12 protein-coding genes are annotated in these 13,983 nt (G+C 29.7%); 7 read left to right on the forward strand and 5 right to left on the reverse strand.

Features of this window, described 5'->3' with window-relative positions; genetic code table 11:
* The first annotated feature begins 4 nt into the window (after nucleotides 1–4).
* The 3 genes from AC2TY9_RS09180 (at nucleotide 5) to AC2TY9_RS09190 (ending at nucleotide 4,882) form a co-directional block, all read left to right on the forward strand.
* Entirely contained in the window at nucleotides 5–1,453 is a 1,449-nt protein-coding gene (locus AC2TY9_RS09180; RefSeq protein ID WP_489777139.1) for an aldehyde dehydrogenase family protein, read from the forward strand.
* Between the two features lie 21 nt (nucleotides 1,454–1,474).
* Nucleotides 1,475–3,610, forward strand: a complete 2,136-nt coding sequence (locus AC2TY9_RS09185; protein ID WP_489777141.1) for an acetate--CoA ligase family protein — start codon at nucleotides 1,475–1,477, stop codon at nucleotides 3,608–3,610.
* A 114-nt stretch (nucleotides 3,611–3,724) separates the two neighbouring features.
* The gene (locus AC2TY9_RS09190; RefSeq protein WP_489777142.1) at nucleotides 3,725–4,882 is read left to right on the forward strand and encodes a Bcr/CflA family efflux MFS transporter; all 1,158 of its coding nucleotides are present in this window, start codon (nucleotides 3,725–3,727) and stop codon (nucleotides 4,880–4,882) included.
* A gap of 7 nt (nucleotides 4,883–4,889) precedes the next feature.
* Here AC2TY9_RS09190 and AC2TY9_RS09195 read toward each other — a convergent pair whose 3' ends face one another.
* On the reverse strand, nucleotides 4,890–5,321 hold the full coding sequence (locus AC2TY9_RS09195; RefSeq protein ID WP_489777144.1) for a hotdog fold thioesterase: 432 nt from the start codon (nucleotides 5,319–5,321) through the stop codon (nucleotides 4,890–4,892).
* Between the two features lie 96 nt (nucleotides 5,322–5,417).
* Between AC2TY9_RS09195 and AC2TY9_RS09200 the strand changes: the two genes are divergently transcribed.
* Nucleotides 5,418–6,302 (forward strand): DMT family transporter, encoded by an 885-nt coding sequence (locus AC2TY9_RS09200; protein WP_489777145.1) that lies wholly within the window; start codon nucleotides 5,418–5,420, stop codon nucleotides 6,300–6,302.
* Entirely contained in the window at nucleotides 6,283–7,101 is an 819-nt protein-coding gene (locus AC2TY9_RS09205) for an IclR family transcriptional regulator domain-containing protein (protein ID WP_489777146.1), read from the forward strand. The genes AC2TY9_RS09200 and AC2TY9_RS09205 overlap by 20 nt, the downstream gene beginning before the upstream one ends.
* 34 nt (nucleotides 7,102–7,135) lie before the next feature.
* Here the strand turns inward: AC2TY9_RS09205 and AC2TY9_RS09210 are convergent, their stop codons facing one another.
* Together AC2TY9_RS09210 and AC2TY9_RS09215 are read right to left on the reverse strand one after the other, a co-directional pair.
* Complete coding sequence (locus AC2TY9_RS09210) at nucleotides 7,136–8,155, reverse strand: aldo/keto reductase (protein WP_489777147.1); 1,020 nt, start codon at nucleotides 8,153–8,155, stop codon at nucleotides 7,136–7,138.
* 19 nt (nucleotides 8,156–8,174) lie between these two features.
* Nucleotides 8,175–9,317, reverse strand: a complete 1,143-nt coding sequence (locus tag AC2TY9_RS09215; RefSeq protein ID WP_489777148.1) for a multidrug effflux MFS transporter — start codon at nucleotides 9,315–9,317, stop codon at nucleotides 8,175–8,177.
* A gap of 317 nt (nucleotides 9,318–9,634) precedes the next feature.
* Here AC2TY9_RS09215 and AC2TY9_RS09220 point away from each other — a divergent pair, with 317 nt between their 5' ends.
* Entirely contained in the window at nucleotides 9,635–11,527 is a 1,893-nt protein-coding gene (locus AC2TY9_RS09220) for an NAD(+) synthase (RefSeq protein WP_489777149.1), read from the forward strand.
* A gap of 1 nt (nucleotide 11,528) precedes the next feature.
* The gene (locus AC2TY9_RS09225) at nucleotides 11,529–11,864 is read left to right on the forward strand and encodes a cytochrome C (RefSeq protein ID WP_489777150.1); all 336 of its coding nucleotides are present in this window, start codon (nucleotides 11,529–11,531) and stop codon (nucleotides 11,862–11,864) included.
* Nucleotides 11,865–11,881: 17 nt separating this feature from the next.
* On the opposite strand, the gene AC2TY9_RS09230 is transcribed toward AC2TY9_RS09225, so the two are convergent.
* Both AC2TY9_RS09230 and AC2TY9_RS09235 read right to left on the reverse strand, forming a co-directional pair.
* Nucleotides 11,882–12,925, reverse strand: coding sequence for a zinc-binding metallopeptidase family protein (locus AC2TY9_RS09230; RefSeq protein ID WP_489777151.1), 1,044 nt, complete (start codon nucleotides 12,923–12,925; stop codon nucleotides 11,882–11,884).
* Between the two features lie 8 nt (nucleotides 12,926–12,933).
* Complete coding sequence (locus AC2TY9_RS09235; RefSeq protein ID WP_489777152.1) at nucleotides 12,934–13,980, reverse strand: succinylglutamate desuccinylase/aspartoacylase family protein; 1,047 nt, start codon at nucleotides 13,978–13,980, stop codon at nucleotides 12,934–12,936.
* Between the last annotated feature and the right edge of the window lie 3 nt (nucleotides 13,981–13,983).

Below are 13,983 nucleotides of genomic sequence, written 5' to 3' on the forward strand. Positions count from 1 at the left end.
AAAAATGAAAAAAGAATATAAATTATTTATAAATGGTCAAGATGTTCCTTCATCATCAAATACTATAGTTGATGATATCTCTCCTTCTACAGGTAAGGTTTTTGCGAAGGTTCATATGGCAAGTGCAGAAGATATTGAGTCTGCAATCGATGCAGCTCATAAAGCATCAAAATCTTGGGCAAATACAACTCCAAGGGAAAGAGAAGCAATTTTATTAAAAGCTGCTGATATTTTTGAAAGTAGAACTGAAGAAATTAGAGAAATTTTAATTACTGAAACAGGTTCAGCTTTTGGTAAATCTATGTTTGAAATTGGTTTAGTAGCTGATATCTTTAGAGTTGCTGCTGGTGAATGTAGAAGAGTAGCTGGATATACGCATACTTCAAATGAAACGGGTATGTTATCTTATAGTGTTAGAAGACCATTGGGTGTTATTGCTGGTATTGCTCCATTTAATGCACCAATGATTTTATCATCTAAAAAGTTTGCATTTGCAATAGCTGCTGGTAATACTTTTGTATTAAAACCTTCAAGTAATACTGCAATTACAGGTTTAGTATTTGGTGAAATATTTAAAGAAGCTGGACTTCCTGATGGAGTATTTAATGTAATTCCTTGTTCAAGTTCAGTTTTAGGTGAAACTTTCCAAACTGATAAAAGAGTTAAAATGATTACATTTACAGGTTCAACTGCAACTGGTAAATTAATTGCTTCAAGTGCAGCTGCAAATCTTACTAAATTTACAGTTGAACTTGGTGGAAAATCTCCAATGATTATCTTAAATGATGCAGATGTTGACTATGCTGTTGATACTGCTGCATTTAGTATTTTCATGCACCAAGGTCAAATTTGTATGGCCGGTTCTAAAATCATTGTTCAAGAAGAGATTTTTGATAAATTTGCAGAAAAATTTGCAGCTAAAATTTCTGGAATTAAAGCTTCTGATCCAAGTTTACCTACAACTGTTGTTGGTCCACTGATTGAAGAAGCACAATGTAGCTTTATTGATGGATTAGTAAATGATGCAGTTTCAAAGGGTGCAAAAGTTTTATGTGGTAATTCACACTCTGGTTGTTTTTATGAGCCAACAGTAATTTCTGATGTAACATCAGAAATGAAAGTTTATCATGATGAAGCATTTGGTCCTGTTGCTGCAATTATAAAAGTAAAAACTGTTGAAGAAGCAGTTGAAGTTGCAAACATGACAAATTATGGATTAAGTTCTGCAGTTGTAACTAATGATATTGGTAATGCTTTAAAACTATCTGAGGAGATTGAAGCTGGTATGGTTCATATTAATGGACCTACAATTATGGATGAAGCTCATATCCCATTTGGTGGAGTTAAAGATAGTGGTATGGGTAGAGAAGGTGGGCACTTCTCTATTGAAGAGATGACTGAACTTAAATGGGTTACTGTTGAAGCTTTAGGTAATCACCATTATCCATTTTAATTTTGGATTAAGGTTTTTAAATTGAATAAAGCAATAAAAAGAACTAATGAAGAGACAGTTGAATCTATCTCTTCATTACTAAATCCAAAATCAATTGTAATCTTAGGAGCCTCTGCAAAACCTGGTTCTAGTGCAAGAAATATTATTAAAACTTTAAAACTAAATGGTTATGAAGGTGAGATAAATTTACTTGGTAGAAACAGTGGAGATATTGATGGTATTGAGATTAAGACAAACCTTAATGATTTACCAAAAAGTATTGACTTAGGAATTTTAGCAATTCCTGCAGCAAGTGTTTATGATGCAATAGTTAATCTAAAATCTATAGATGTTAAAACTGTTGTTTGTATGAGTGCTGGTTTTGCAGAATTAGGTGAGGAAGGTCACGCTTTACAAGATAAAATTGGTAAATATGCCTATGAAAATAACATTAGATTAATTGGACCAAATTGTATTGGTTATTTTAACTATGTTAACAATTTTCATCTTGTATTAATTGATTTACCAAAGCAAGTTCCATTTGATAAGAATGGTTCAAAAGGAGTTGCAATTATTACTCAAAGTGGTGGAATCGGTTTATTTATTGGACAATCATTAGGTAAAAGAGCAGTTCCTACAAGTTATTCTGTAACAATTGGAAATCAAGCAGATATTGAATTATCTAATTTAATTGATTTCTTTATTGAGGATGAATACACTGGAGCAATTGCAATTTATGCTGAAGAGATTAAAAATCCACAAAATTTACTAGCTGCTGTTAAAAGAGCTAATGCTGTTAATAAAAATGTAATTTTAATGCACTCAGGAAGAAGTGAAGCCTCAAGAAGTATCACACAATCACACACAGGTTCTTTAACAGGTGATTATACTCTTATGGAAACAAAACTTGTTAATGCTGGAGTTGCTATGGTTAACTCTTTAGATGAATTAATTACTTTAAGTGAAGTATTACTTAGATTTCCAAAACCTGTAAGTGGAGAAGTAGGTTTATTAACACATTCAGGTGCGGTATGTGCAATAGCAACTGACCAATTTGAAGATTGTAATTTAGTTATGGCTACATTATCAAGTAATATTGAAGAAAAATTAAAAGATATTATTCCTGAATATTTACCTGCTAGAAACCCATTTGACGTGGGTGTTGAAGCAGCACGTGAACCGGAGCTTGTTGGTAAAGGGCTAGATCTTTTATTAACAGAACCTAAGATTGGCTCTACCTTAGTTGTTTTACCAACTGACCAAGATATTGCTACAAAAAGTATATTTTTAAATGGTTTTATTGATAGTATGAAAAAACATCCAGAAAAACCTGCTATTTATGTACCTTTAGATGAATCAAATATTTATGAGCCAGAGTTTATGACATTAGCTCAAGATAATGGTGTAGTACTAGGTAAATCAATGGAAAGTGCAGTAAAAGCTTTATCAAATGTTGACAAACTTAGTAGAAATAAAGCTAAGCAAAGAAGAGAAAATGAGATTATCAAAATTGATATGATTTCACAACTTGATTCGGGCAATGTACCTGAATATAAGTCAAAAGAGATTTTAGAAAAACTTGATATTCCTATTCCAAAGGGTGCTTTAGCAAAAGATGAAGATGAAGCTATCAAAATTGCAAATGAATTATCATATCCTGTAGTTTTAAAAGCTCAATCTGCACAATTGGCACATAAAACTGATGCGGGTGGAGTTGTTTTAAATATTAAAAGTGATGATGAATTAAGAGTTGCCTTTAATAAAATGATGACTGATATTGAATCTACAGGGATTAAACTAGATGGTATCTTAATTGAAGGTATGGCTAATTTAGGTGCTGAAATTGTAATTGGTGCTAGAAGAGATGAACAATGGGGTGTAGTAGTTCTTGTTGGTCTTGGAGGTATTTGGATAGAAGTTTTAAAAGATGTATGTTTAATTACTCCTGATTTAGGTGTTGATGCAATCGTTGATGAAATTTCATCTTTAAAATCAGCTGCATTATTAAAAGGTGCAAGAGGTGCTGAATCTGTAGATATTAAAGCAATTGCACAAACAGTAACTAAAATTGCTGATTTAATAGTATCAAATGAAAGAATTTCTGAAGTAGAAATTAATCCTTTAGTTGCAAAAGCCCAAGGTGTTTTTGCTCTTGATGCATTAATTGTTTTAGATTGATTAAAACAGGGATATCTTTTGAGTGGAAGTGAGTTATTACATAGGTGGAAATTATTAGCTTTATTTAGGCTAATATATTTCCTAAAAATGCTAACTTCCTTAAAGCAATAAATTTTGTTCAAGCTATCAAATCACGTTAATCTAGCTATATTATTAGCACTTTTAGCCTCACTAGGTCCAATGGGTATTGATACATATATTCCTTCTATCCCAGATATTGCTTCTACATATGGTGTATCACTTGAAGAAGTTGAACTATCTTTAGCTATTTTTTTAATAGGTTTATCAGTGGGACAAATCTTTGGTGGAGTAATTTCAGATAATTATGGAAGAAGAAGTAGTTCTATTTATGGTTTAATAGGATTCTCTTTTTTTAGTTTCTTAATCATATTTAGTCATTCAATTTATGAAATTTGGATTTATAGATTTTTTGAGTCATTTTTTGGTGGTATTGTTTTAGTAAACTCTTCAGCTGTTGTAAGGGATAAGTTTAAAGGGAATGAAGCAGCAAAAGTTTTTTCGATAATAGGTACAGTTAGAAGTGTAGCTCCTTTAATTGCTCCTGCAATTGGTGCTTTTATAATTCATTTCTTTCCATGGAAAGGGGTTTTTATATTTTTAACAATTTATCCTCTTATCATTTTATTTATCGTTCAAAAATATTTAGATAATACAAAAGTCTATGAAAAACAAAATATTTTGAATTCATTTTATTTAGTTTTATCAAACAAGAAAGCTATGATCTCAATGTTTGTATTGGGATTGAGTTTTTCAGGTATTTTTGTTTTTATCTCAAAGGCATCTTTTATTTATATAGAATCTTTTGGTATTTCAACAGATTTTTTCCCTTTTTATTTTAGTTCTCATTTTGTAGCACTGATGTTATTAACAAAATTTAATATCACATTATTAAAACATTTTAAGATTTTAAAAATCATGAAAATAACACTTTTAATTCAAACTTTTATTTGCATACTTTTTTTATTAAATTATAAAGATATAACTTTAATAGAAACAATGGTTTACCTTATAAGTTATACTGGTTTAATGGCATTTATTTTTGGTAATTCTTTGGCTTTAGCTATGAACTCTTTTTCTAAAAATGCAGGTGTTGCTTCTTCAGTTGCAGGTGTTCTTCAGTTTGGGATGGCAGCTTTAGTTTCTGCTATTGTATTAAGTTTTAAAAGTGAAGATTTTTTTATTTTAGCAATAAGTATTTTGGTTTTAACATTAAGTTCTTTTTTAATATTAGGAAGATATGAAGAAAATTAAATTTTCTTTATATCTTTTCTTTAATTACTGCGAGGGTTATTCTTCCCGCACAAGCAAGTTTATTTGTGCCATTTTCATAAATCTTAACTTCCCATACATGAGTTGTTTTACCTATATGTAAAGCTGAGGCAATCCCTTTTACAAAGTTTCCTTTTTTTACCCCTGTAATATGGTTTGCATTTATTTCCATGCCAACAATGGCATCATTTTTTGGTGCGGCTAAATATCCAGCAAGACTTCCTAAAGTCTCAATCATTAGTGCAGATGCACCTCCATGTAAAAGACCTCTAGGTTGGCAAGTTTTCTCATTAACTGGCATTTGTCCTTCTAAACTATTTTTTGTCAAATCAGTAACTATAATCCCTAAACTTTCAGCAGCTGTGTTTTTACTGAATTCATTTATTTCATCGATTGTAAGATTTTTTTTCCATATTTCCATTTGTAACCTTTTTAATATAAAAGCGAACTTTTGTGCGTAATAATAACATATTAAGTAAAAAACAAATATAATTCCTAAAATTTTAAAGGTTTCTCAGTGCTTAAACAAATAAATCAAGGTGTATTATTTATGTTGATATCTTCAATTTGTTTAGCTTTAATGAGTGCTATGGCTAAAGTTTTAGCAGAAAGTCTACCCACAATTGAGATAGTTTTTTTTAGAAACTTTATTGGTATTTGTATTGTACTGTTAACATTTTTTAAATTACCTTTAAAACAAACAGGTGGAAAGCCATTTTTACTTTTTTTTAGAGCTGCTATTGGTCTTATTGCCATGTTAAGTTTTTTTTATAATATTGCAAATATTTCACTAGCTGATGCTGTTACATATTCTAGAATGTCTCCTATTTTTACTGCAATTTTTGCAATGTGGTTTTTAAAAGAAAAAATTGGACCCAAAGGCTGGATTGCAATTTTATTGGGATTTAGTGGCATGTTTATGGTTATGAATCCTGATGGTTTGGTTTTTGAAAAGGCACATATTTTTGGTATTTTAAATGCTGTATGTGCTGCTTTAGCCTTCACAAGTATTAGAGAACTTAGAAAATATTATGATACTAGAGTGATTGTTTTAAGTTTTATGGGTATAGGTACAATTGTTCCTTTAGTCTCTATGTTATTGTCAATAAATTACCATAGTGATTTTTTTGATTTTATGATGGGGGAGTTTGTATTACCAAATACTTTTGAGTGGGTTTTGATTGGTGGTATTGGACTTACCGCATCAGTAGGACAGATATATATGACTAAAGCATATGGAGTAACTCGAGCTGGTATTATAGGAGCTACGGGTTATTCTGTAATTATATTTTCATTAATAATTGGACTTATTTTAGGTGATGATTTTCCTAGCTATTTGGGAATCATAGGAATTTTAGCTATTATTTCAGGAGGAATTTTAATTGCCAAGGAAAAAAAATAAAGTAATGACTTCAAACGTAGAAAATGAAATTGATAATAAAGAGATAGTAACAGCTTTTATTAAAGGTCTTAGTGTAATAAAAGCTTTTGATCATGAGAATACAAATATGACCCTTTCTGATGTTGCAAAGAAAGTTGATATAACAAGAGCTAGTGCTAGAAGACTTCTTTTAACTTTACAATCTTTAGGTTATGTTTCACACAATGATAACTTTTTTTCTTTAACTCCTAAAGTAATAGAGTTAGGGTATAGCTATTTTGCTTCTTTACCATGGACAGATATTGCATATAAAAATATTAAAAGAGTAGTTGAAGAATGTAGCTTGTCGTGTTCTATTTCAATTTTAGATGGGCAAAATGTTATTTGTATTATGAGAGTACCTGCAACAAGAATTTTAAATGAGGGTATTCATGTTGGTTCTAGACTTCCAGCAGCTTATACTGCAACAGGAAGATTATTTATGTCTCATATGGATGAAAAAGAACTATATAATTATCTTTTAAAATTACCTTATAAAGAGTACACATCAAAAAGTATTAGAGAACCTGATATTTTATATAAAAAACTACTTGATGAAAAAAATCAAGGGTATCAAATTGTTGAAGAAGAGATTGAAGATGGACTTCTTTCAATTGCTGCACCAATTTATAATAGAGAAAATAAGATGATAGGAGCCATGAATATAGGTTCCCACATAAGTTATAAAAATATAGAAACATTGAAGAAAAAGGTATTACCTCTTTTAATTGAAGCTGCAAAAGAAACATCTGAAGCTATTAAGTTACTTCAACATTATTAAAAAAAGATAGCTTAATAGCTATCCTTTTTATTTTTTATCCCATTGGATATAAAATCTCTTCTTGTACTTTTTTACAAGCATCCATTATTTCATCACTTAATGTAAGTTCTAAAGCTGGCAAGATATCATCTAATTGTTCGGCAGTTCTAACTCCAATAATTGTACTTGCAACAAAATCCCATTGTTTACTCCAAGCAGCTGCTAAAGTTGTAACATTCATACCATGTTCTTTTGCAATTTGCATATATCTTTCAGTTGTAGTTAGAGTTTTTTCATTTATAAATCTATTTCTCATTGCTTCCAATCTTGGAAGATTTAAAGATTTATATTCATTAAATCTAGAACCTTCAGGCAAAGTTCTATCTTGATATTTTCCAGTTAAAACCCCACCTGCAAGTGGTGAATATGGAAGAAGTGAAATTTTTTCTTTTCTACAAACATGTGCTAGTTCATCAAAAAATCTAGGCTCATTTAATGAAAAATTATTTTGAATAGATTGAAATCTAGCGTATTTATTATATTTAGAAATCTCATTTGCTTTTGTTAGCCCATATGCTGAGTCATTACTAGTGCCTATATATCTAACTTTTCCAGCTTTAACTAATCTATCCATTGCTTCCATTGATTCTTCTAATGGTACAACTGTATCAGGCCAATGAACTTGATAAAGATCTATATAATCTGTTTTTAGTCTTTTTAAAGTTCCTTCAATCCCTCTTTCAATATGAAATCTATCAATAGCTGTTAATCCATGTCTAACAGGTGCAGCGAATCTTCCATTAGCTGCACCTGCAACCTTTGTTGCTACAATTAAAGATTCTCTAGGTTTACTTTGCATCCATTCACCCATAATCTCTTCAGATAAACCAACTAAATCAGCTCGTGGAGGTACAGGATACATCTCTGCATTATCAAAAAAGTTAATACCTGCCTCATATGCTTTATCCATGATTCTAAATGCTTCTTCTTTTGATGCCATTCTTCCAAATGTCATTGTTCCTAAACAAATTGGAGTAACCCTAAGTCCACTTGTTCCTATATATCTATATTCCATTTTTTATCCTTTCTTTAAATTAATATTTTCTTAGTACTAAAAATGCAACACTTGAAATAACTAACATTCCAAGTGCTACAGAAATTAAGCTATTTGAATGAAAACTTACAATTATTGATGAGATAATTGAAGCAGTTCCATATTGTAAAACTCCAATTAAAGCAGAAGCTACTCCTGCATTTTGTGGAAAGTTTTCCATAATAAGTGCTGTTGCATTTCCATAAATCAAACCATTCATAGAGATATATGTGACAATGAAAAATATTACTAAGATAAATCCTATATGTTGATTTAAGATTAAAAATAAAAATGCGAGTATAATTTGTGATAAAACAGCAAATTGAAGTATTTTTTTTGGTTTGAAATAATTTAAAAATTTTACATTTAGTGCAGCAATTAACATAAAAAATACAAAATTTAAACCTTGAAAAAAAGCAAATTGATTGACACTTAGACCTAAGTATTCGATGTATATAAATGATGATTTTGTGACAATAGAAAACATACCAGAAAATCCTAGTGCAAGAACAAACATCATTGTCATCGCTTTTTTATTGGATAAAACAATTAAATATGATTGAATAATATTTTTTTTAGAGTAAGTATATGTTTCTTGAAAATCTTTAAATATTAAAAAAGCAACTAACATAGAATAAAGTCCTAAAAAGACAAATATTTTTTCCCAAGTAAAGAAAAATAAAATCAAAGCTCCAAGGGCAGGGGCTAACATAGGAACTATTGTTCTTAAACTTCCTAAAATGGAGAAATATTTAGCTGCTTCTTTTCCTTTGTATAAATCTCTAATAATTGCAGCTGCATTAACTATAATTAAACCACCAAAAAATGCTTCAAAAAATCTATATATCCATAATTCATTAACTGATGTTGAAAATGTAATTAAAAAACTAAAAAATGAGTAACCTAAAAGACCAACAAGTGAAGAAAATCTTCTTCCTTTTGCATCTGAAAAGGGTCCTCCAAAAATCTGTCCTAATGAAAATCCAAACATAAAAATAGATAAACTCAATTCTATGTCAGATATATTAACCTTGTAGTGTTCCGCCATTGTAGGCATAGAAGGAAGGTATGTGGCAATAGAAATAGGTGCTATAGCTGATAGTATTGATAATATAATAATCAGATAAGACTTATTGTTATTCATTTATGCCCTTAAATTCTAGAAATTAGGATTGCAAAGAGTTTGATAACCATATGAAAAACTATAAAAAGCAACCCTAAAATGAAAAGTTAATGGGAAATATACTTAATATAATTTAAGGAGTACTAGTAAAATAATCTCCACCAACTTTATACGAACATTTGTTCGAATAATATTATATATAATAAACATTAAGTCTCTCTTAAAGTTAAAACCTAGATAATTTAAAGAATAATTTGCCCAATATAATTGATTTTACGTTAATTAAAATAACTAAGGCTATAATCATATTTATAAAATAAAAGAAAAGAGTAATTAAAATGTATGGTTTTTATAGAATTGCTGCTAGTGTCCCAAAGGTTCAAATTGCAAACAGTAGTAAAAATATTGAAGAGATTATTGATATTTTTAAACAAGAATCAGAAAATGAAACTTCAATTGTACTTTTCCCTGAACTATGTATTACAGGATACACAGTAGGTGATCTTTTTTTAAATCAAAACTTACTTGAATCTCAAAATAGTGCCTTAGAAAAATTAGTAAAAAAATCTATTGGTATTTCAACTATTGCAATTGTAGGGATATTTGTTTCTTTTGAGCACAGATTATATAATTGTGCGGCAGTTATTCAAAATGGAAAAATATTAGGAATAGTTCCTAAAAGCTACCTTCCTAATAAAAATGAGTTTTATGAAAAAAGGTATTTTCAATCAGGTCTTCGTTTAAAATTAAAGACATTGAAATTGCTTTCTCAAGAAATACCCTTTGGAGTAGATTTACTATTTTCTGATGAAAATGACATCACCTTTGGAATAGAAGTATGTGAAGACTTATGGTCAATTTTACCTCCATCAAATCAAATGGCAATAAATGGTGCAAATATGATTTTTAATCTATCTGCTTCAAATGAACTTGTTGGAAAATCTTCATATAGACAAGAGTTAGTTAAAACTCAAAGTGCTAGATTGGTTTGTGCTTATGTTTATAGCTCAAGTGGAGTAGGGGAATCAAGTTCTGACACTATTTTTAGTGGAGATGCACTAATTTGTGAGTATGGTTCAGTTTTAGCAAAAAGTGAAAGATTTTCCCTAGAGAATCAAACAATTAGAGCAGATGTTGATTTAGAGAAACTTATTTGGCTTAGAAACCATGAGTCTTATTTTGGAGATAGTATCCCAAGTGATGTTAGAGTAATAAAATTTGTATCAACGGTTAGAATCTCAAAATTAAATAGATATATAGATAAACATCCTTTTGTGCCAAGTGATGAAAAGATTAAAAAAGAGGTTTGTGAAGAGATTACAAATATTCAAGCTCATGGTTTAATAAAAAGATTAAGTCATATCAATTGTAAAAAAGTTGTAATTGGTATCTCAGGTGGTTTAGACTCAACTTTAGCCTTACTTGCTACATATAAAGCTTTTGAGATTTTAGATTTAGATGTAAAAGGTATTATAGCTATTACTATGCCTGGTTTTGGTACAACTAGTAGAACAAAATCAAATGCAATAAAACTTTGTGAAGCTTTAGGTGTAAGTATAAAAGAGATACCAATTAGTGATGTTAGTTTAAAAGAGTTTGAAGCTATAGGGCATGATAAAAATATCCATGATGTAACCTATGAAAATGTTCAAGCACGGGCTAGAACAGCTATACTTATGAACTTAGCAAACAAAGAGGGTGCAATAGTAATTGGAACAGGAGATTTAAGTGAGATAGCACTTGGTTGGTGCACTTATAATGGTGATCATATGAGTATGTACTCACTTAATAGTGGAATTCCAAAAACTTTAATTTCATATTTAGTTGAGTATTTTACTTATATGGAAGATATAAAAGATGTTTTAATAGATATTTTAAATACACCAATTTCACCTGAGCTTTTACCCCATGATAGTGATAAAATTTCGCAGGAGACTGAAAGCATAATTGGACCATATGAACTTCATGATTTCTTTTTATATCATTTTATAAGATATGGAGCAAAGCCTTCAAAAATATTGTTTTTAGCCAATGAAGCCTTTGATGAGTATTCAGAAGAAGAGATAAAAAAATGGTTTGATATTTTTGTAAAAAGATTTTTTACTCAACAGTTTAAAAGAAATGCTATGCCTGATGGTGTAAAGGTGGGAACTATTAGTTTAAGTCCAAGAGCAGATTGGCGAATGCCAAGTGATGCAAGTTTTCATGAGTGGATTAAAGATTTAGATTGATATGAAATATTTTTTAATTTTATCTTTCATTTTTACAAGTAGTTTTTGTAATTATAAACAGTTGTTATTTAACGGTAATTGTATAACTTGCCATAGCCTTGATAATTTAAATAAATCAGCACCCACAATTCAAGAGATAAAACATAGATATATACAAGCTTTTCCCCAAAAAAAAGATTTTGTAGAGTATATGAGTAACTGGGTTTTGAAACCAGATGCTAATACCTCTTTGATGATGGATGCCATAGATAAATATGAGCTTATGCCAGAATTAGCTTTTGATAAAAAAACATTAGAAGAGATATCTGAATTTATTTATGAAAATGATTTTAAATAAAAAAATTTAAAAGAGGACTATAAATTATAAACCTCTTTTAAAACTTCAATAAAAAGTTTGATTGATTTTTTATTTGCTGTTTCATTTGAGGTATGGTAACCAATCGTTGGGATTTGTAAAGTTGTACCTTGAATTTTTCCCTTAGAGGCTTTTATTATTCTACCAAGCTCTGTAATACCAAGTTTGGCTTTTGTATTATCTGGGTTATTTTGATTGTGTAAACTTTTTAAATATTCATCTTTATAGTGGTATTTTATTCCTCTTTCAATGGCTATTTTTTTGATTTTTTGTTTTAGGGGCGATTTGAAATATCCATTTTGATCTCTATTTCTTAAGACAATATCTAAAAGGTCAATTTCCTCTTTTGTTTTATATGGACTTGTATCCAAAACCAATAATTCATTTGTGCTTAAATCATATTTTTTAAAATAATCAAGTAGATAAATCCAGCTCATACCAGCCTCTTCACTTGCAGTAAAAAATGCAGTTCCTTCATAGCCTTTTTGATAAAGATATAATATAGATGCAACACTAATTGTATTATCTATTTGCGCATATATAGTATCTTCTTTAATAGATAGTTTATCCATAAAAGCAATTGGAGTTCCTGGATGAATATGACTTAATCCATCTATTTTAAAAAGTATATTTTCTCTTCTTTCACAAAGATAAGTTTCTTTAATAGTTCCCATTCCCATGTAACTACCACTATATGGCTCATAAGCTTGAACTTTTTCATCTAAAAATCTTTTTGTGAAGTTTTTTAACAACTCATCTGCTTGTATTGACTGCTCTTTTATATTTGTTTGATTTTTGGCTAAAAATGCAGCATATTGAAACTCATCTTTCCCTGTACAAACAAGTCCATGTCTATCAGCATGTGCTGATAAATATCCTGAATTAGGCTTTGAACCTTTTGCAACTAATAAACCATCATAAAATTCAACTTCTAATTCTAACTCTTCTAATTCCCTTTTTAAGTAGATAAAAAAAGGATGTTCGGCACCAACTACACTAGGAACCCTAAGTAGCTGTTTTAAAATATCATAAAATTGAGTCAATAATTTTCCTATTCAATCATTTGTTCTTCATTGAGTTCTTGAAATTCACTTCTTTCAATAACCTCTTCATTAAAATACTCTATTTTATTTTCTGCTTTTTCTAGGTCATCAAACTGTGCAATGTGAAATATTGCATCCCCTTCTTGAACAAGAGGAATTTCACTTCTTCCAATAATAATTCCATCAAAAGGAGAGATTACTGTATCCCCTTCATCTTCTAAAGGTTCATTTATATATGCAATAATCTCACCTTTTTCCACTGTATCACCCAATGACTTTACTGATCTTAACAAACCACTTTGAGTTGCTCTAGTCCAAGTTGATTTTTTTGCAATTATAGGTATTCGTACTTTACTTTTTTTACTTGATTGTGAAAGCATCTGCATTTTTCTAAGAACATTTACAATACCTTTTACACCAATTCTTATACTTGTTTCATCAAATCTTAGAGCTTCTCCTGCTTCATATAGTAAGATTGGTTTACCTTTTTCCATTGCTTGGGATCTTAAAGAACCATCCCTTAAACTTGAATGTAAAATAACAGGTGCTTCAAAGGCTTTTGCTAAATTATAAGTGAACTCATTTTTTACATCAGTTCTAACTTGTGGTAAGTTAGATCTATGGATTGCCCCTGTGTGTAAATCAATCCCTAAATCTGAATTTAACACTATCTCTTTAAAAAATATTTTTGCAATTCTTCCAGCTAGTGAGCCTGTTTCGCTTCCAGGAAATGATCTATTCAAATCTCTTCTATCCGGAAGATATCTTGATAAAGTTACTAAGCCATAAACATTAACAACAGGAATTAATATTAATGTTCCTTTTAATCTTTTTAAGACATTTAGTTTTTTTAATCTTCTAATTATTTCAATACCATTAATCTCATCACCATGAATAGCCGCACTAACAAAAACTGTTGGACCACTTCTTCTTCCTCTAATGACATTAACTCTTAAAGTTGATGGAGTGTTATATAAACTAGGCAATTCAATATCTATATTTTTATTTTCACCTTTTTTTATCTCTTCCCCAGCAATAATTAGTACATCATTCAATAT

The organism is Arcobacter sp. ISO1 (assembly GCF_058105185.1).